The organism is Halorhodospira sp. 9621, from assembly GCF_022228055.1.
In the GTDB taxonomy this organism is placed as follows: Bacteria; Pseudomonadota; Gammaproteobacteria; order Nitrococcales; family Halorhodospiraceae; genus Halorhodospira; species Halorhodospira halophila_A.
The window spans coordinates 225,975-245,438 of record NZ_JAJNRD010000001.1; the positions used below are offsets into that span (position 1 = coordinate 225,975).

15 protein-coding genes are annotated in these 19,464 nt (G+C 68.5%); 7 read left to right on the plus strand and 8 right to left on the minus strand.

The genetic code is table 11. The features are described 5' to 3' along the window. Nucleotide 1: 1 nt before the first annotated feature. Together LRF89_RS01020 and LRF89_RS01025 are read right to left on the minus strand one after the other, a co-directional pair. On the minus strand, nt 2-1,597 hold the full coding sequence (locus tag LRF89_RS01020) for an AMP-binding protein (protein WP_201167711.1): 1,596 nt from the start codon (nt 1,595-1,597) through the stop codon (nt 2-4). A gap of 32 nt (nt 1,598-1,629) precedes the next feature. Beyond that, nucleotides 1,630-2,547, minus strand: a complete 918-nt coding sequence (locus LRF89_RS01025; RefSeq protein WP_201167713.1) for an MBL fold metallo-hydrolase — start codon at nt 2,545-2,547, stop codon at nt 1,630-1,632. Between the two features lie 65 nt (nt 2,548-2,612). On the opposite strand from LRF89_RS01025, the gene LRF89_RS01030 reads away from it, so the two are divergent. Both LRF89_RS01030 and LRF89_RS01035 read left to right on the plus strand, forming a co-directional pair. Beyond that, nucleotides 2,613-3,773 (plus strand): PQQ-dependent sugar dehydrogenase, encoded by a 1,161-nt coding sequence (locus tag LRF89_RS01030; protein ID WP_201167721.1) that lies wholly within the window; start codon nt 2,613-2,615, stop codon nt 3,771-3,773. Nucleotides 3,774-3,781: 8 nt separating this feature from the next. Further along, entirely contained in the window at nt 3,782-5,713 is a 1,932-nt protein-coding gene (locus tag LRF89_RS01035) for an ATP-binding cassette domain-containing protein (RefSeq protein WP_238632882.1), read from the plus strand. 31 nt (nt 5,714-5,744) lie between these two features. Here the strand turns inward: LRF89_RS01035 and LRF89_RS01040 are convergent, their stop codons facing one another. From LRF89_RS01040 to LRF89_RS01050, 3 genes are read right to left on the minus strand one after another with little or no spacing between them, the layout of a single operon-like run. Beyond that, entirely contained in the window at nt 5,745-6,071 is a 327-nt protein-coding gene (locus LRF89_RS01040) for a hypothetical protein (protein WP_201167725.1), read from the minus strand. Nucleotides 6,072-6,082: 11 nt separating this feature from the next. Continuing rightward, nucleotides 6,083-7,285 carry an iron-containing alcohol dehydrogenase gene (locus LRF89_RS01045; protein WP_238632884.1) on the minus strand — a complete coding sequence of 401 codons (1,203 nt, stop codon included), beginning with the start codon at nt 7,283-7,285 and terminating at the stop codon, nt 6,083-6,085. 11 nt (nt 7,286-7,296) lie between these two features. Further along, complete coding sequence (locus LRF89_RS01050; protein WP_201167729.1) at nt 7,297-8,052, minus strand: c-type cytochrome domain-containing protein; 756 nt, start codon at nt 8,050-8,052, stop codon at nt 7,297-7,299. A 294-nt stretch (nt 8,053-8,346) separates the two neighbouring features. Here LRF89_RS01050 and LRF89_RS01055 point away from each other — a divergent pair, with 294 nt between their 5' ends. From LRF89_RS01055 to LRF89_RS01075, 5 genes are read left to right on the plus strand one after another with little or no spacing between them, the layout of a single operon-like run. Beyond that, nucleotides 8,347-10,536, plus strand: coding sequence for a hypothetical protein (locus LRF89_RS01055; RefSeq protein WP_238636449.1), 2,190 nt, complete (start codon nt 8,347-8,349; stop codon nt 10,534-10,536). Between the two features lie 31 nt (nt 10,537-10,567). Then, entirely contained in the window at nt 10,568-10,909 is a 342-nt protein-coding gene (locus LRF89_RS01060) for a molecular chaperone DnaJ (RefSeq protein ID WP_201167733.1), read from the plus strand. Beyond that, nucleotides 10,909-11,562 (plus strand): nucleotide exchange factor GrpE, encoded by a 654-nt coding sequence (locus LRF89_RS01065; RefSeq protein WP_201167734.1) that lies wholly within the window; start codon nt 10,909-10,911, stop codon nt 11,560-11,562. The genes LRF89_RS01060 and LRF89_RS01065 overlap by 1 nt, the downstream gene beginning before the upstream one ends. Next, on the plus strand, nt 11,562-13,301 hold the full coding sequence (locus LRF89_RS01070; RefSeq protein WP_238636450.1) for an Hsp70 family protein: 1,740 nt from the start codon (nt 11,562-11,564) through the stop codon (nt 13,299-13,301). Before LRF89_RS01065 ends, LRF89_RS01070 begins: the two co-directional genes overlap by 1 nt. Continuing rightward, entirely contained in the window at nt 13,301-13,558 is a 258-nt protein-coding gene (locus tag LRF89_RS01075; protein ID WP_201167736.1) for a hypothetical protein, read from the plus strand. Before LRF89_RS01070 ends, LRF89_RS01075 begins: the two co-directional genes overlap by 1 nt. Before the next feature lie 21 nt (nt 13,559-13,579). Here LRF89_RS01075 and LRF89_RS01080 read toward each other — a convergent pair whose 3' ends face one another. The 3 genes from LRF89_RS01080 to LRF89_RS01090 form a co-directional block, all read right to left on the minus strand. After that, entirely contained in the window at nt 13,580-17,149 is a 3,570-nt protein-coding gene (locus tag LRF89_RS01080; RefSeq protein WP_238636451.1) for a S41 family peptidase, read from the minus strand. 80 nt (nt 17,150-17,229) lie between these two features. Next, entirely contained in the window at nt 17,230-17,826 is a 597-nt protein-coding gene (locus LRF89_RS01085; RefSeq protein ID WP_201167738.1) for a cytochrome b/b6 domain-containing protein, read from the minus strand. Further along, complete coding sequence (locus LRF89_RS01090) at nt 17,823-19,457, minus strand: tetrathionate reductase family octaheme c-type cytochrome (RefSeq protein ID WP_207190259.1); 1,635 nt, start codon at nt 19,455-19,457, stop codon at nt 17,823-17,825. Before LRF89_RS01090 ends, LRF89_RS01085 begins: the two co-directional genes overlap by 4 nt. Nucleotides 19,458-19,464: the final 7 nt, after the last annotated feature.

The following is a 19,464-nucleotide window of genomic DNA, read 5'->3' on the forward strand; positions in this document are numbered from 1 at the left end:
CCTACTCCTCTCCCGATGACGCCCCTGCCTCCCCGGCAAGCTGCTCGCGGACGCGGTTGCGGTCCACCTTGCCGGCGCCGGTCAGCGGCAGATCCTCGTAAAAGCGAATCAACCGCGGCACCTTGTACCGTGCCAGCTCCCGCTCGGCAAACTGTAGGATCTGCGCCGCATCGACATCGGCACCCTCGCGTGCGACCACCGCAACCGCCGGCACCGCACCCCAGCGCGGGTCGGGCACGCCCACCACCGCCGCCTTGCGAACACCGGCGTGGCGCAGCAGGACCTGCTCCACCTCCTCCGGGGCGATGTTCTCGCCGCCGCTGATAAACATGTTGTCCGCGCGGCCGACCAGGCGCACATAGCCCTCAGCATCCTCGTGAGCCAGGTCACCGCTGTAGACCCAGCCGTCCGCGAGCAGCGCCCCGGCACTGCGCTCGGGCTCGTCGAGGTAGCCGTCAAAGTTGTGGGGGCTGCGCATCAGCAGCACGCCGACCTCACCCCGGCGCACCGGCTCTAGCCGTTCGGGATCGACGATGCGGTAGTCCGTGTGAAACATCGAGGTGCCCACCGAGTCGTGGTGCTCGCGCAGTTCATCGATGCCCTGATCATCACCGACATAGAGGAAGTTCGACGGACCCGCCTCGGTCATCCCGTAGGACTGACTGACACGGATCCCCCGCTGCCAGAACGGCTGCATGGTCCAGGAGGAACAGGGCGCACCGGCAGTCGTGATCTGCTCCAGCGTGCTCATATCCACCCCGGCGAAGCGCGGATGCTCGGCCATTAACTGCAGCATGGCCTCAACTGCACCGAAATGGGTGATCCCCTCCACCTCGATCAGCTCCAGGGCCTGCCCGGCGTCGAAGCTGCGCGGCATGACGGTGTAGCCGCCGGCGTAGAACACCGGAGTTAGGGTGTTCCAGCCACCGATATGGAACAACGGAAAGGTCAGCAGCTCCTGCTGAGGCCCGAGCGATCCGCCACTGCTGACCAGAATGTCCACGGCGTTCCAGACCATCTGCCGATGGGAAACCACGCAGATCTTGGGCGTGGCCGTGGTTCCACCGGTGTGCACGTAGAGACACGGGTCCGAGAGGGCCAGCGGACGGTTCTGACCGGTGCGCGGATCCTCGCCCGCATCCACGGCCTCGAACCACCGGCCGCGCCCATCGGCCAGCTCGACACGCTGGGCGCCGGCGGGCAAATCCAGGTCCGCGGCCAGCTCGGCGAAGGCCTCATCGTAGAACAGGGCGCGCGGCGCAACCCGCCGGACCAGGTCGTTGAGCTCAGGTTGCGCCAGGCGGTAAGACAGCGGCGCCAGGATCACACCGGTCTTGCCACAGGCAAGATAGAGATCGACCGCCTCGAGCCGATTGCGCGACAGAAGGCAGACCGGTTCGCGGGGGCCGATCCCCAGGGTCTCGGTCAACAGGGCCGCAGCACGCTCGGCCCGCTGATCGGCCTGGCGATAGGTGATGCAACGCTCGCTGTCCGGCTCGTAGAGCGCCATCCGCTCCGGGGTCAGCGCAGCGCGCCGCCCGGCCCAATTGCCCACCCACTCCATGGGCAGATCATCGTAGCTAGACCCCGCTGCCATGCAGCCTCCTCGTCGTATCGGGATGCAGGACGTCAGCCCTGCTTCTGCTTCCAGTAGCGCCGCAGCCCCAGTGCGGACATCCAGGCCGGATTGATCGCCTGATGCCCGGCCCAGTCCGCCGGATCCAGCCCCTGCTCCAGCGCCCACGCCTCTAGCCAGGCGGTGTAACGGGCCTGCAGATCGGCGACATCGTTCGCCTCGGCCACCGTTTCGTCCGCCCAGCGCGTCAGGTCGCGCAGGCCACGGCGCAGGGCCGCCAGATGCTCCGGCGGATCCAGGAACAGGCCAAAATGGGTCAGCGCCAGGTACTCCGGTTGTTGCGCAGCGATGTGCGCCAAGCTCTGCCGCCACCGCTGCGGGTCGAACTCCGGTGGCGGCGCGGGCGGGATGACCACCCCTGAGTGGGGCATGCGCACGCCGCCCACGTCACCGGTGAAGCAGACATCGTCGAGCTGGAAGGCCAGGTGGTGCTCGGCATGCCCCGGCGTGTCCAGGGCGACCACGCCGACTCCGCCCACGGCGACCTCGTCACCGTCATCGAGTGTGGTGATCTGCTCCTCGGGCACCGGCAGGCACTCCCCCCAGAGCCGATCCATGTCGTCTCCATAGATCCGCGAGGCGCTATCGAGCAGACGGCCGGGGTCGATCAGATGGGGGGCACCCCGCGGGTGCACGTACACATGGGCGCCCTGACGGGCCAGCCAACCGGCGGCACCGGCGTGGTCGAGGTGAATATGGGTGAGCAGCAGGTGGGTGATATCCGTCGGCGCCAGGCCCCGCCGCCGAAGCTCGAACTCCAAGCCGCCGATCGTGCTGCCGGGGCCGCTCTCGATCAGCATCGCCCCGCCTTGATGACGGATCAGGAAACTGGCAATGCGCCCGGCCTTGCCCTGGAAGTGGAGATCGATCACCTCCACCGGAACGCCGGTTCGCGAGCGTATGCTGTCCACGACGGACCTCCTCTGCTTGAATGGTAAGGGCCGTATAAGGTCTACGCTAGCATGGAGCAGGCGCCATGGTCCGAGTCACGCCGCGTATCGCCACCCTGACCGGGTTCTCGCTGATCGGCGGGGCCGCCCTGGCCGAAGAGGTCATCGAGGCTCATCACGATACGGAGTATCACGGTGTGCGCATCGTGCAAGTCGCCACCGATTTGGAACACCCCTGGGGACTGGCTTTCCTGCCCGAAGGTGGCATGCTGGTCACCGAACGGCCGGGTCGCATCAATCGGGTCGAAGACGGCCGGGTGGAGCGCTTGTCCGGCGGGCCCGACCGCATCCACGCGCGCAACCAGGGCGGGATGCTGGATATCACCCTGCATCCGGACTTCACCGACAACCGCTGGGTGTACTTCACGTACGCGCGGGGGGATGCCAACGAAACCACCGTGGCCCTGGCCAGGGCGCGCCTCGATGACGGCGCGCCGCGGCTGACCGACCTCGAGGAGATCTTCGTGGCCGATGCCGCCGCCACCCCGGGCCGCCACTACGGGTCGCGGATCGACTTCAAGCCGGACGGCACCCTGCTGATGACCGTCGGCGATCGCGGCGACGACGAGCACGACCCGGATACCCACCGGGCGCAGGACACCGGCGACCACGTTGGTACCACCCTGCGCCTCAACGACGACGGCTCGGTCCCCGGGGACAATCCGTTCGTGGCCGACGACCAGGTGCGCGACGAAATCTACTCCTACGGCCATCGCAACGCCCAGGGCCAGTTCATCCACCCCGAGACCGGCGCGATCTGGCAGACTGAGCACGGCCCGCGAGGCGGCGACGAACTCAACCGGGTCCAGGCGGGGTACAACTACGGCTGGCCGATCATCTCCCACGGCCGCGACTACGCCACCCAGGAGCAGATCGGCATCGGGCGCCACGCCGAGGGCATGGAATCCCCCATCCGTGACTGGACACCGGCGATCGCCCCTTCAGGGCTGGATCACTACAGCGGCCAGGCGTTCCCGCGCTGGGAGGGAGATTTCCTGGCCGGCGCCTTGGTGCGTCCGGCGATACGCCGCGTGGTCATCGAGGACGAAACGGTCGTCCACGAGGAAGAGATCCTGCGCGATACCGTGGGCCGGGTTCGCGCTGTTGAGGAAGGGCCCGGGGGCCATATCTACCTGCTGACCGACGAATCCGATGGCGGGATTTACCGCCTGGAGCCTGCCGACTGAGGGAGCCTGTGCCGCTACTCGAGCTACGCAACGTCCAACTCGCCCTGGGGCACCACCCCCCCTTGCTGGAAGACATCAACCTGACCGTCGAATCAGGCGAACGCGTCTGCCTGGTCGGACGCAACGGCGCCGGGAAATCTACCCTAATGCGCATTCTCACCGGCGCCGTCGAACCCGATGACGGCCAGGTCCTCTGCGACCCGGGCGTCCGGGTCGCGCAACTGGCCCAAGAGTTGCCCGAGGACACCAGCGGCACCGTCTATCAACACGTGGCCGCAGGCCTCGGCAAGCTGGGAGAGACCGTCGAGCGTTACCACCGGGTCGCCGAGGCCGTTGCCGCCGGCGACACTGATCGCCTCGACGAGATGCAGGCCTGCCAGGACGCGCTGGACGCCCAGGGCGGATGGGACCTGAAGCAGCGAGTCGAGGCCGTGATCTCCCGCCTGGACCTCGACCCCGAGGCAGCCATGGCGAACCTCTCCGGCGGCGTGCAGCGTCGCGTGCTGCTCGGCCGCGCACTGGTCACGGCCCCGGACCTGCTCCTGCTCGACGAGCCGACCAACCACCTGGACATCGAGGCCATCACCTGGCTTGAGGGGTTCCTCCGCGACTGGCCAGGGGCGCTGCTGTTCATCACCCACGACCGTGCCTTCCTGCAGAGCCTGGCCACGCGCATCGTGGAGATCGACCGCGGAGCACTGATCAGCTACCCGGGCGACTACCAGAACTACCTGCGCCGCCGCGAAGAGCGCCTCCACGCCGAGGAGCAGCAGCGCGCCGAATTCGACAAGCGCCTGGCCCAGGAGGAAGCCTGGATCCGACAGGGCATCAAGGCCCGGCGCACCCGCAACCAGGGACGAGTCCGGGAACTCCAGCGCATGCGCGCCGAACGGGCCGAGCGCCGTGAGCATCAGGGCAAGGCGCGCTTCAGCGTTCAAGAAGCGGAGCGCTCGGGCAAGATTGTCGCCGACGCCGAAGCAGTAGACTTTGCCTACAACGACGCCACCATCATCCGGGATCTGAACACCACCGTCCTGCGCGGCGACAAGGTGGGCCTCATCGGACCCAACGGCTGCGGCAAGACCACCCTCATTCGGCTGCTGCTCGGGGCACTGGAACCAACCCACGGGACCATCCGCCGCGGCACCCGGCTGGAGATCGCCTACTTCGACCAACAGCGCGCCGTGCTCGACGAGGACGCCAGTGTTCAGGACAACGTCGGCGGGGGGCGCGAGCACATCGAGATCAACGGCCAGTCCCGCCACGTGCTCAGCTACCTGCAGGACTTCCTGTTCCCGCCGCAGCGCGCCCGTCAGCCGGTGCGGGCACTCTCAGGCGGGGAGCGCAACCGCCTGTTGCTGGCCCGGCTGTTCAGCCAACCGGCCAACCTTTTGGTGCTCGACGAGCCAACCAACGATCTCGATGCCGAGACCCTGGAACTGCTCGAGGACCGACTGCTGGATTTCTCCGGGACGGTGCTGGTGGTCAGCCACGACCGCGCCTTCCTCGACGCGGTGGTCACGCAGAGCCTGGCCTATGAGGGCGATGGCCGCTTCCGCGAATACGCCGGCGGTTATACCGACTGGCAGCGACAGCGCCCCGGACCGGCCGCGCAACGCCGCTCCGAGCGCGGCGCCAAGGCATCGCCGGACAACGACGCCCCGGACACTGGCAGGCGAACGTCGGGAGGGCGCAGCTCAGGTGCGCCGAAGCGACTGACCCGGCGCGAGGAGCAGGAGCTGGCCGGCCTGCCGGAGCGTATCGAGGCCCTTGAACAGGAGCAGGCACAGCTGCACGAGCGGTTGGCCGATCCCGCACTTTACCAGAGCGACGATGGGCATCTTGCCTCGCTGCAGGAGCAGCTGGGGGAGCTTGAGTCGCGCCTGGAGGCCACCTACGAGCGCTGGCAGGAACTCGAGGCGCGCAACCAGTCCCAGTAATCGGCCGACCAGCGACGGACCACCTGGGGCGTCAGTCGGGCCGCTGGTACATCCCGCTGCCCCCCTCGGCTCCGGGGGCGCCACGCGTGTCCCCGGCCGGCGCTGTGATTTCCTCAACCTCCTCCGGCGAGACCTGCTCCACGTCACCCCAGGGTGGTGGCCCCTGCGGCCGACGCTCCATGACGTGTTCCAGGGCCACGGGCTGCAGCACCGTGCCACCATCGATGCGGAGCTCGTGGATCTGCGGAGGGTTCAGGGCGGTACCGAGGGCCGCCAAAGCCAGCGCGGCTGGCGCCAGGATCCAATGCGCCGGACAAGCGGGCCGATCTGCACCATTGAGATCTTCGTAAGCATGCATTTCTGAGGTACCTACAGGCTCTCTTCCAGAATGGACCGCCACTGCTCGGGGCTCAACGCAACCGCGTTGCGCCGGTTCGACCCCTTCTCGACCACGGCGTCCAGGTGGCGATGGTCGATACCGTAGCCGGCCAGCCCGGAAAGGCCGGCGTGCAACCGGGCCTGGTGACGCCAGTGGTCGAGGGCTTCGATCAGCTCGTCGGCCCGGGAACCGCCGCCAAGCTGGACCGAGACCGCAGCCATCCGCTGCTCCACCCGCTCCTGCGTCGCGCCACCTACGGCGCGGGCCTCGGCGAGCGTCTGACGCATCGCCGGCGACAGCACGTTGGCACATGCCACTCCGTGCGGGACCGGCGCCACCGCTCCAAGCGGCCCGATGAGCCCGTGCACGATGCCCAGGCCCGTATGGGTCAACGCCACACCCGAGACAGTGGCGGCCAGAGCCATGGCGTGGCGCTGAGCCTCCAGATCCGCGTCCCCATGGCGGCAGATCAGTTCCGGAAGCGCCGCACCTGCCTGCTCAAGCGCATACATCAGCCAACAATCCAGCAACGGCGAGGTCGTGGGCGCCAGGTAGCTCTCAAGCAACTGCGAGAAGGCGTCCATCCCCGCGCTGGCCACCACCGCCCGGGGCACTGAGGCCGTCAGTCGTGCGTCGAGGAGCACCCGGTCGGCTACGTACCCGGGGTGGCGCAGCGACTTCTTGTAGCCCCGCTCCAGCCCGGGTTGACCGAGTACGGCGTTGTGGGTCACCTCACTGCCGGTGCCCATGGTGGTCGGCACGGCGATCCATGGGACGCGGCGCCCGGAAGGTGCGCGATCCCCGACCCCCTCTAGATAGGCCCGCGTCGGGCCCTGCTCGCAGGCCATCGCCGCCAGGGTTTTGCCGACATCTAGGACACTGCCCCCGCCGAGCGCCACAACCAGGTCGACACCCCCAGCAGGCAGGTGCTGACGCTGCTCATCCACCCACTCGGCGCTCGGCTCACCGCTGACGGTCACCGTCGCCAGGCTCCATCCCCGGGCCTCCAGTTCGCCGACCGCCTGCCGGGCCGCCGGCAGATGCGCGAGCGTAGCCCGCCCGGTGACCAGCACCAGGGTGCCGGGCCCGGGGCAGAGCTCTTCGGCCCAGGGTCGCAGCCACTCCACGGCCCCGGGGCAGTGGGCCATGCGCGGCAACTGGATCGGCTGGAGGATCGGCGGCGCCTCGCCCATACCCTCTTCCTCTAGTCCTTCTCGGCGCCCTGCTCGACCCAGCGGATGATCCGGTCCTTGTCGCGCTCGGAGAGGCTGCCGCCAAGCGGCATCTGCACATCGGCCGTGCCGTCGATGCGCTTGACCAGCTCACTCTCGCCGGGCTCGCCGGGCACCACGATCGGGCCGTTCTTGCTCCCGTCCATGAGCGCTTCGTACGAGGTCAGATCCAGGTCCCAGATGGCGTTCCCGGGAGCATGACAGGAGACACAGGCATCCCGCATGATCCGGTCGATCTGCGCGTAGGAAACCCGGGCATCCGGGTCTTCATCCACCTCCTCGTCCGCGGCCGGACTGGCCGAACCGTGGACCAGCTCACCGCCGTAGTAGCCGAGTACGACCACCACCAGGAACGACGCCAGGTAGCTGGCCAGCACCGCCGGCGAGCGGTAGGTCAGCCTGGCCGGAAGAATAGCCGCGATTCCCAGCAGCACGGCGAGCACGATGCCGAACGAGACCTTGATCTTGAAGGTGGTCGTCCAGTTGCCCCCGTAGTAGTAGAGCCAGTCCATGAAGCCGAGCAGGATGGTCGGGAAGACCATGATGAAGCCCAGCGTCACGCAGTGACGCGCCGTGATCGCGTACTTCTCGTACCGCGGTGACCGCGCTACAAGCGCGAAGACCAGCGCTGCCACCACCAACCCGATGGTGACGTGGACCGCGATCGGGTGCACCGGATGGGTATACCCGAGGCCCGCCAGGAAGTTATAGAAGAAATCGACGCTCATGCCTCACCTTGTATTGATCGTGCGCTGCCCAGCCTGCGGTGCATCGGCCCGGAGCCGCCCTGCCCGCTCAGTAGCGGACCGGGACCGGAAGGCATCGCGCAACAACTTATCAGTCAGCACTCTTTTTGACCATCATCAATGCTCTTTTTCGTCACCCAAAACCATCCTGGCGGCACCGCCCCTGCGCCGTCCACGCCGTGCAAGGATGAGCGCAGCTGCCTGCACGCGTATCATGCTCCCCACGGGCCCGCGACGTCGGGTGCCCGCCACCGGAGCGGCAAGCAAGGGGTCGACGTGTCCGAGCAACTGTCCTCGCGGCAACAACAGCAGCCGCCGCTGCACACCGCGCGCATGACGGTGGAGCCGTACGCGCGCCAGGCGCTCGCAGCTGGGCGCTACCGAGAGGCCATCAAGCACTACCGCACCCTGGCGCAGACCGAGCCAGAGAGCACCTGGGCCGAGGGCCTCGCCGCAGCCTACCGCGGGCGCGCCCTGGAACTCGCTGCCAAGGGCATGCCCCGCGAGGCATTGGCCATTTGGGAGAACCGCGAGTGGCGTTGCCCCGGCGCCCTGCCGGAACCGGAGCAGATCCGTCTACTGCTGGAACTCGACGAGGCCGAAGCCGCACAGGCTGCCTACATCCGCATGTGCGAGGCCGGAGCAACGGAGCCGCTGAGCCGGGCCCGCCCTCACCTCGCGGCTTGCTACCTCGCCGCCCCCGAGCGCCTGGCAGAGCTGGATCCCGAAGACCCCGTGCGCGCCGATGGCGATACGGCACTGGCAGCCCTGGCGGCTTACTGTACGGGTCAGGATGAGGTCGCCGCCCAGCATCTGCGGACGATCCCGTACCGCTCGCCCTACCGCGACTTCGTGACCGTGCTCAAGGCGCTCATGATCGAGCCGGAGCAGCAGCTGTCCGCCGAACGTCTGCTCGAGGGCGTCGATGACTCCTCACCCTTCGCCCCGTTGGCCGAGGCCGCACGGCTAGCCCGACTCCCCGACCCCGAGCTGCTGCCGGCACTGACCCGGGTCGACGAACCCCTACGCCGCTTCGCCACTGCGCTGCGTGGCTGGTCGACGCAGCGTTACGAGCTTTGGCGCGAGCTCTTCAGGCCCGAAGCACCGCAGCCAGACGCCGATCTACCCGCCGTCCTGGCGGACTGGCGAAGTGAGCTCGGCGAGCAGTGGTCCCGTCGGCAACGAATCCGCCTCGCCTTCCAGGAGGTGGCCGTCCATGGCCGCGCACTGGTGCTGCCCGAAGAGGCCGACGAGTTCGAGCAGGCGCTCCTGCAGGCCTGGTGCACCGAGTGTTTCCAGGCCGATGACTACACCGCTGTCCTGGCAGCCTGGCAGGCAGTAATCGCCGCGCTTCGCGCCGATGCCGAGCCGGTCCCCGGAGACCAGAACGCCTTGCGTATCGCCGCAATCCAGCGCCGCTTGGCCAGCGAGCTGGGTCTGCTCCACACCCCCCTCGCGGCCGAAGCCGAAAACGCCCTGGCCGAGAGCGTCACCCTGGATCCGGATCATCTCCCCGGCCACCGGCTGCTCATCCAGCGCCACCGCGACTGCGGCCGCATCGCCCAAGCCCGCCGATCGGTGGATCAGGCCCTGGCCCGCTGGCCCGAGGATCGCTCCCTGCTCCAGGAGGCACTGGAACTCGCGCTGCACGGTGAAGATTTCGAGGGGGCTGCGGACTTCGCCCGGCGAATCCTCGAACGCGACCCGATCAATCGCCGGGCCCGGACCGTGCTCCACGACGCCCTGCTGTCCCGCGCACGCTCCGCCTGCGCCGAGGGGAACCCGGAGGCTGCCCACACGGCCCTGGCCCAGGCGGAGACCTGGGCGGACTCGGCGGCGGCGCAGGCCCAGCTCGAACGGCTGCGTACCGTCGTCGACGCCACCCACGGCAGCGGCACCAAAGCCCACCGTTGGCGTGCTCGGACCCTCACCGACGGCCGCACCCTCGGCCACGCCCTGGCGCTGGCCACCGAGGCCGAACTCGCCGGCCAGCCGGCCGCGACAGTGCTCGTGCAAAGCGGCCTGAACCCCCCGAAACGGATCGACCGGCAGCAGCTGCGGGATCTCTGCGAATGGATTCACGAAGTCGCCGCGGAGGCCGGTGGCATCCTCGACCGCGCCCTGGGGCCCTTCGCCCCGGCCCTGCGCCGAGCCGTCCGCATCCGGACCCTCGACCTGGACGATTACGCTGCGGTCTGCGAGGCGCTGCGTGCGGCGGGCCAGGAGGAGCTGCGCGGCCACTTCGCCCGCGAGGCACTGCGCCACCGCCTGGAGGACCCGCTGTTCACCGTGCACAACCTAGAGGCACGATACGCGAACGAGGAAGCCGGCCGCCCCACCAGCCGGGAGCTCGACCAGCTCCGCCGGGCCTTCCGGCAGGCGCGCCGCAGTGATGACAAGCGTACGGCCCACCGGGCCGGGGTTCTGATCAAGCGGCTGATCCCCGACCCGGAGCACGGTGCCTGAACGACGCAGGCCCTTGACCCGAGCACCGTCTATGGATAAGACCCTGAACCCGATGCCAAGGCCCGATCTCGAACACGCGGACCCATACCTCTGTCTGGGCGTCGAGCGCGACGCCGATGACGCGGCCATCCACGCGGCGTATCTGGCCGCGGTCCGAGCCTGTCCGCCGGAGCGCGACGCCCGACGCTTCGAGGCCCTGCGCCAGGCGTACCAGGCCATCCGGACCGAGCGGCTGCGCCTGGCCCAGGAGCTGTTCGATACCCGGCCGGCTACGGCAATCGATCTCCTCGATCGGGCCGCGCCCACCGAGGCGCCGGGACGCCCCGATGAGGAGACCTTCCGTGCGGTACTGGGGCCAAGGGGCAAGCGGTGATGGACAGCAGTGAGCGCGAAGCCCTGGTCGATCGCTTCCGCGACTATCTCGAGCGCAGTGCGGAAGCACCGCAGCCGGAGCAGACGGCCCCGGCGCCGGACCTCCATACCCTGCTCACCGAGATGGCAGCGCTCAAGAACGACGTTCGCCTGGAGTCACGCCAGTACAAAACCGCACTGGATCAGCTCAGCGAGGACTGTGAGACACTGCGTCAGCAGAACCGGCAGCTGCAGGAACACCTGGAGCGGGAGCGCCGCCGCGCCGATCTGGCCCACGACGACGCCGAACACGCCCTCCTCCAGGAACTGATCGACCTGCGCGACCGTCTCGCCGCCGGGCACCGCCAAGTCACGAGCCACCGGCCCGGCTGGCTGGCCCGGCTCGGTGGGGCGCGGCGCTACCTGGGCCGCATGGCCCAGGGCATGGAGATGAACCTGCGCCACCTGGATGAGATCCTGGCGCGCCGCGGCGTACAGGTCCAGGAGACCGTGCGAAAGCCCTTCGACCCGCAAACCATGCACGCGGTCGACACCGCCACCGAGCCGGAAACCGATCACGGCGTGGTCCTGCGCGAGGTCCGCCAAGGCTTCCTGCGCGGCGACCGGGTCCTGCGGACCGCCGAGGTTATCGTCAACAAGAGGGACAGCACGTAGTGAATGACATCATCATCGGCATCGACCTAGGCACGACGAATTCCGAGGTTGCCGTGGCCCGCAATGGCCGCGTGCAGCTCATCGAGGTCGAGGATGCCTACCTGATGCCCTCCGCCGTCGGGCTCGACGAGCACGGCGCCCTGCTTGTCGGCCAGGCGGCCCGCAACCAGCTGGCCCTGCACCCGGAGCGGACCGTGCGCTCGATCAAGCGGCGCATGGGCGAAGACATCAAGATCCCGCTGGGGGATCGCAGCTACACGCCCCAGGAGATCTCCGCGGTGATCCTGGCCCGGCTCAAACAGGCGGCCGAGGTGCAACTGGGCGAACCGGTCCGCAAGGCCGTCATCACGGTGCCGGCTTACTTCTCCGACGCCCAGCGCCAGGCCACCCGCGACGCTGGCACGCTGGCCGGACTGGACGTGGTGCGCATCATCAACGAGCCTACCGCCGCAGCGCTCGCCTACGAAGGGGATCAGCCCGAACGGCGCCACATCCTTGTCTACGACCTGGGCGGCGGCACCTTCGACGTTTCCGTCGTGCGCATGGAGCAGGACGTGGTGGAGGTCCTCGCCAGCCACGGCAACAACCACCTCGGCGGCGACGATTTCGACGCCCTGATCGTCGATCAGCTGCGTGCCCACGTGAAGGACGACCACGGGGTCGACCCGGCCGACGATCCGCGCGCCATGGCTCGGCTCCGCCACGCCGCCGAAGCCGCCAAGATGGACCTCTCCGGTACGCCGATCGCCCGCATCGAGGAGGCCTACCTGCTGGAGGGCCGGCAGGGCCCGATCAACCTGTCGGTGGACCTAACCCGGGCCGATTACGAAGAGATGATCGAACCGCTGCTCGACGAGACCCTGGAGGCAGTGCGCATCGCCCTCGAGGACGCCGAACTGGCGGTGAACGACCTCGATGAGATCGTGCTTGTCGGCGGCACCACCCGCACCCCGCGGATCCAGCAGCGCCTGGAGGAGTTGCTCGGCGTTCAGCCGCGCGGAGAGATCGACCCGGATCTGTGCGTGGCGATGGGCGCGGCGATCCAAGGCGCGGTGATCGCCGGGGAGCAGGTGGCGAGCATGCTCGTCGACGTCACGCCGTACACGTTCGGCACCAGCGCCATCGCCGAACTCAACGGCGAGCGCTATCCCTACTGCTTCATCCCGGTGATCCGCAAGAACACACCCATCCCGGTCACCCGCAGCGAGGCCTTCTTCACCTCGTACGACGGGCAGGAGGCCATCGACGTCCGGGTCTTCCAGGGCGAGGACCCGGATGCGCTCAACAACACCCAGATCGGCTCGTTCCGCATCGAGGGACTCAGCGATGTGCCCGCCGGTAACGTGATCATCACCACCTTCTCCCTGGACGTAAATGGCATCCTCCACGTCTCCTCGGTCGAGAAACTCACCGGCAAGCGCAAGGAGATCACCATCGACAGCGCCACGGCCCGCTTTGAGCGCGAGGAGATGGGTGCGGCCCGCGAGCGGGTCCAGGACCTGATCGACAGCGACGCCGAGTCACCCGGCCGGCAGGCCGTGGCGGATTCGCCCGGGAACCGGACCGCGGAGTTGATCGAGCGGGCGGAACGACTCTTGGATCAGGCCAACCCCGAGGATCGCGAGGACCTTGTCGACGCCATCGAGCAGCTGCGCGACGCGCTCGAGCAGGAGAACGCGGCCGCCATCGAGCAGGCCCGCGAGGCCCTCTCCGACCTGGTGTTCTACCTGGAGTCCTAATGAACCGCTGCCCCAACTGCCGCGCCCGGACCGAGGAGCACACGGAGCACTGCCGGCGCTGCGGCATGGAGCTGGCCCTGCTGCGCCGCACCGAGCAGGCCGCCGAGCAGTGGCTGCAGGAGGCGGTCCGGCGGCTGGCCGCCGGCGAGCCGAGCGCGGCGGAGCAGGCGCTGCAGCGCGCCCGCACTCTGCAGCCCGATCCCCTGGCCGTGCAGCTGATCGGTTTCCTACGCTCCCGCGCTACCGGTTCCGACTGAGTCCACGGGCGTACGCCGGACTCACTCGCGGTCGCCGAGCCGCTCGAGCATGTCGTCCACAGCCGCCTTGAGCTGGCGATCACGCCCCGCCACCTCATCCTCCGGGCGCTGACGGACCCGGATCTCCGGCTCGGCGCCGTGGTGCTCCATATCGGTGCCGTCCGGCAGGTACCAGCCGCGGAAGGGGCGCCGCACCGTAGCGCCATCGATCAGGGTGTGCCGCCCCGTAGAGATCACGCCGCCGTAGGTCTGCTCACCGACCAGGGTCCCCCGCTCCAGGGTGTTGAAGGCGTGCGCCAGGATCTCGGCGTTGGAATAGCTCTTCTGATTGGCAACCATGTTGATCGGCAGCGTGTAGCGGGGGGCGTCCAGGCGGTCCTGCGGGTAGTGTCCGGTGCGCCCCGGATCGGCTCCTGCGGGCACGGTGTAGGCGTGCTCCGCCGCCATGATCGAGGTCAGGATCCGGTCCGTGGTGTGCCCACCACCGTTGTTGCGCACATCGATTACGAGCCCCTCTTTTCCGTCGGCCGCCGCGTACAGGCTCCCCTGAAAGGCCTCCAGGGAGGCCTGGTTCATGGCCTGGATGTGAATGTACCCGAGCCGGCCCTCGGAACGATCCTCGACGAGCCGGCGGCGCTCCTCCCGAAAGGCGTCGTAGCGCAGCTCCGCTAGCGCCGGATAGTCGACCGGGGTCACCAACGTGTGCAGCAGCCGACTGCCGTCACCGTCGGCCTCCGGGCGGCGGAAAGCGATGAGCAGCTCGTCACCGACCCGGCCGCGCAGGCGCTGGAGAAGGGTCTCGTCCGGATCCAGGTCCCGCCCGTCAATAGCCACGATGGTATCGCCGCGCTGCAGGGGCATGGGTCCGTGGGCGGCGGGCGCGTCGGGAATCACCGAACGCACCCGGTACCCCGCACGGCCATCGGCCAGGGCCACGCGCTCGTGGCGGATGCCCAACCGACCGGAGGGCTCGCGCAGCGCCGATCCGGGCCCCGGATTGCTCACGCCGGTATGCGAGGCAGCCAGTTCCCCCATCAGGCGGTTGGCGATGTCACTGAATTCGCTGGCCGTCCGCGCCCGGCGGATCAGCGCCTCGTAGTCGGCCACCAGCGCCCCCCAGTCCAGCCCCTTGAGGTCCGGCTGGTAGAAACCCTCCTCGATGACGCGCGCCGCCTCGCGAAATTTCTGGACGGCCTGGGCCTGGCGGTCGATGCGGATCCGGTCACTGATGTCGGGGCGCTGGTGCTCACCGCCGGAGAGCTGCACCACGCCGGCGCGCCCCCCGGCGACGTACACCACCCGGTCGCCGCGCAGGCTCAGGTGCTGGATATTGGCCACGGGCCCCAGGCGCCGGCGCTCGCTGCCGTCCCAATTCATGACCATCAGCCCCTCGCCGGCACTGTTGAAGACGTAGCGGTCGCCGGCGGGGGTCATCCGGTTCGCGTATTCGTTGCCCGCCGCGCGGCTCACCCGCTCGACCCGCCGCCACGCCCCCTGCAGATCAAACTCCGGCGGATCCTCGGCACCCGTGTCGTCCCGCGTAACATCCACGCTGCCGGCGGCCAGGACCGGCAGCGGCTCACGCTTCTGCTGCGCCTCGCGCCCGCGGCGATAGTAGCGATCGAGCTCCAGGCGGCTGTAACGCGCCAGATCCGGATCCAGGTAGACCCGGTAGAGGTCGTAGCTATCGCCGCTGCGGTTTGATACGAACGTCAGCACGCGCCCGTCGGCGGACCAGCGCGGGTTGAGGTCGTTGCGGGGGTGGCGCGTGATATTGATTGGGTCCGCCGAGCCGTCGGCAGGGACGATGAAGATGTTGGCGCTGAAGTCCAGATCGTTCTGCGCGTAGGCGATGTACCGGCCGTCCGGCGACCAGCGCCAGTCAATGGTGGCATCCCAACCTTCGACCAGCGTGTGCGCTTCGTTCCCGTCGATGCCCTGGACAACGAGATCTCCACGGCCCCGGCGAAACGCGATCCGTGTCCCGTCCGGGGATGGCCGCGCATCGCGCTCGTTCGCCTCGGTCTCAACCAGCGGTCGCACGGTGAACTGCAGCGCGTCGTGCCAGCGCTCCGGATCCGCAGCCGGAGGCACCGAATCGGCCTCCAAGGCGGATAACGGCTCGGACTCCGGGGCCGGCTCCGGGTCGGGCTCCGGCGGCGAAACCGGGTCCGTGGGTCCGGGGTCGAGGCGCGGATCGCCCGGTTCCGGCGGCGGGTCCACCGGATCGGTGGGCGCGAACGGGTCGTCCGGATCAGACGCCGCACCGTTGCCGTTGCCCTCCTGCACCGGGGGCCGCTCCCCGGCCTCGGGGGACCGCTCCACGCCCGCGGATGCATCAGCCTCTGCCGGGCTCACCCAGCCCCGACGGACCTCGCCGCGGGTCAGGGCCACCCCAGCGGTGTAGATCGACTCAGAGTCCCCGCTATCCCGGGTGAAGTAAAGCCGCAACCCGTCCGGCGACCAACGCAGGTCTTGGTGACGGGCGTGGGTGTCCGGGGTGACGGGCCGCGTGGGGCTATGCTCGTCCATGTGCCGTATGTAGACCCGGCCGTAGGCAATGTACGCCATTACCTGGCCGTCGGGGCTCAGCGCCGCCTCACTGACCTGGCGCCCCACCGAACGCAGCTCGTAGCGGTCATGTCCCGGATCTCCAGCGCGCAGGGCGACCGGCTCCGGAGCGGGATCCGCCGCCTCGAGATCGAGGAGGTAGAGCCGGTCCCAGACCTGGAGCACCGCCCGGCCCGCCTCCGGGGCCACGTCGAACGCCTGCACGTCACGCTGATCGAAGTCGGTCAGGCGTTCGACACCGCCGGACTCACCCTCCAGGCCGATGCGGAAGAGATTCACCGTGTCGTCTTCCCGATCCGAGAGGAAGACCAGCGTCTGATCGTCCAGCCACTTTGCGCGCCCGTCATCCCCCTCGCTGCGCCGGGTCAGGGCAGCGAAGGCATCCTCGTCACGATCGTACAGCCATAGATCCCGGGCGTCCGGACCGCGGTAGTGCCGCCGACTCCAGCCGTGATAGGCCCCTCCCCGGGTAAACGCGACGTGGCGGCCATCCGGGGAGACGCTCGGTTCGGATCCGAAGGCGTCGTGCAGCCGCTGCGGCTCACCGCCATCTGGCACCACGCCATAGGGGCGCTGGTCGCGGTAAACGTCGGCCTCCAGCTGCCCCGAGAAGGTAATCAGCGGTTCGCCGTCGCGGTCCACACCAAACCCGGGGCTGCGCAGGAAGCGATCGCCGTGGGTAACCTGCTGCAGCCCGGTTCCGTCTGGTCGCATGCGCCAGAGATTGAGATAACCGTCACGCAAGGAGGCGAAGACCAGTTTCTGCCCGTCGGCGGACCAACTGGAATGGAGATCGTCGAGACGATGGCCGGTCAGCCGGGTCGCGGTCCCGCCGGTGGCGCTGACCCGCCACAGGTCGCCGCCCCAACTGAACACCAGTTGCTCGCCGTCGGGGCTGATCGATGGGAACCGCGGCAACTCGACGTCGGTCTCGGACTCGCCGGCCCCGGCCGCCAACGACAGGGCCAGCCCGAGAATCGCTGCGAGCCCGACAACCAGGGGTGGGATCAAGCTTCGCATGCCCTGACGCTACCATCCGCGGCGTCGCCCCACCACACCGCCCAAGCCACCCGCGGGGGCGCCCGGGCGGCTGGCAACGGCTACTCCCTGTGATAGCCGGTGGCCATGGCGCGCAGGTACTCGTACCAGGGGTTGCCCGTGGTCGCAGCCATGTAGATGTGCCCGATCAGGAAGACGATCATGGCAAAAGCCGCGGCGAGATGGACGCCGGCAACGGCCCCGAGGGGCAGGAGCGCCCCGAGGAGGGTGTCGTTCCAGAAGTTGTAAAAAAGCAGCAGCAGTCCGGAGATCCACAGCGCCGGGGCGATCGCCGCCTTGAACCCGAAATAGGCAAGCCGCTGCAGCGGGTTGTGCTTGGCCGACGGCGACTTGGCAAAGGGCTTCGCCTCACCCGAGAACATGCCGTAAGCGTAGTAGCCCGCAGTGCGGCCCAAACCACTGCCGGTCGGTACGTACTGCCGCCACTCCCCGGTGGTCAGGTGCCAGAAGATGGCAAAGGCCCACAGCCCGATCAGTGCCCAGGCGAGCACGATGTGGGTGGAGAAGGCGGCGCCGAAGCCGAGCAGCGAGTAGCTGCCGTGCATTTCCAGACCCGTGAGCAGCAGCCCGAAGATGAGAACGGCCTGCGCCCAGTGCCAGAAGATCTCGAAACGGGTGAAGATACGTACTTGGGTCACGAGCCCTCCCCCTCCTCGCCCGATCGGCCGTCGGGGCGCTCCCGACGGTAGAGATAGTAGCGCACGCCGCCGTGGCCGAGCACCGCGAACAAGGTCAGCCAGACGGCCGCCCAGCCCACCGCTTCAATCCGCGGGTGGCGATCCTGGCCCGGGACGTAGACCCCTTCCAAACCGGCCATGCGGCCGTCGCGACTGTGACAATCGACGCAGGCCACACTCGCCTCCGCCGGCGCAACCATGTGGTTGACCGGCCAGTACATCCGCGTCTCGACGAAGCCGTACGCACCGCTGTAGGCCACCTCGGTTTGACCGACGGCGCGCGCTTCCTCCATGCCGGCCTCGATGGCGCGGTCCCAGTCGTAGCTGCGCCAGAACGCGTCATCATCGCCCTCCTTGCCGAAGAGTTGCGGTACCAGGAGCGTATGATGCTCGGCATCGTAGAGCTGCTTGCCGTACATGATCTTGAACGGCCAGATCTTGGCGCCGCCCTCGCCCGGTCGCCCCTGAGGCCGGTTGACGGGGACCTCGCCATCGGGGTCGATGGTATCGTCCGGCAGGGTGTAGACCATGTTGCCGTCGAACCAGCGGTAGTCCGGCGGGTAGTCTTCCTTCCACTCGAACACGCCCTTCATGCCGTCGTAGATCACGCGCCCCTCGTCGTCCTTCTCGACGACAGGCTGGCCGTCGTCATCCAGCCGACCGGCCTCCGACCAGTCCCAAAGGGTCTTGGTCGGATAACCGCCGCGAGCGATCTCCGGTACGTGACAGGTCTGACAGGCGATGAAATCGCCGTGGGCGTTGAGCTTGTCGTGGATGCGTCCCTCGTGCGGCTCGCTGCCGTGGCAGGCCACGCACGCGGGCTTGTCCTGTGGCCGAGCCGGAATCGGCGCGTCGTCGTAGTCGGGCACCGTCAGGTGGTAACGACTCCCGCTCTGGATGTGGCCGGTGAACTCGTGGCAGTTCGAGCAGCTGAAGTCCGCCCCCTCCGGCGTCATATGCACATCGACCGAGCGCGGCGGGTCAAGTAGTGAGCTGTCGAGATCGCCGTGCTTAACGGCGTTGCCACCACCACCCTCAAAGTGGCAGCTGCCGCAGGTCGCACGGCTGGTGTCTCCGACGTTCTGAGCCACATGGGCGAGATCCGGCGCCTCGAACAGGATGCCGCGGAATTCGGTGTCCTCGTAGGGCGGATGGCCGGCCGCAGTGGGGAATTTCACATACTCGCCGGTGGTGTCATGGCAGACCAGGCAGTCGACCTTCTCCTCGGCCGTGAAGTCGAAGTGCCGGTCCTCCCAGCCGTAGCCGACATGGCACGAGGAGCAGCGCTCATAGCTGCCGGCGATCCCCATGCACAGATTATTGAGCACGTAGCGCTTGCCGAGGGTCTGCTCCGTTTCAGGCTGTTCGTAGGTCCAAGTCCAGTGGATACTGCTGTGGACCTGCTTCGCCGCTTCGGTGTGGCACTGCAGACACGCTTCGGTCACCTCGGGACCGGTCTCGAACGGCCCCTCCAGCAGGGAGAACTTCGTATGGTCGGCCGTGGATCCCGGCTCCGTCGGCGCCTCTTCACCGGGGATCGGCGGCTCGAACTCCTCGGCACCCGCCGCGAAACTCGTGCCCGCCAGGACCATCAACAGA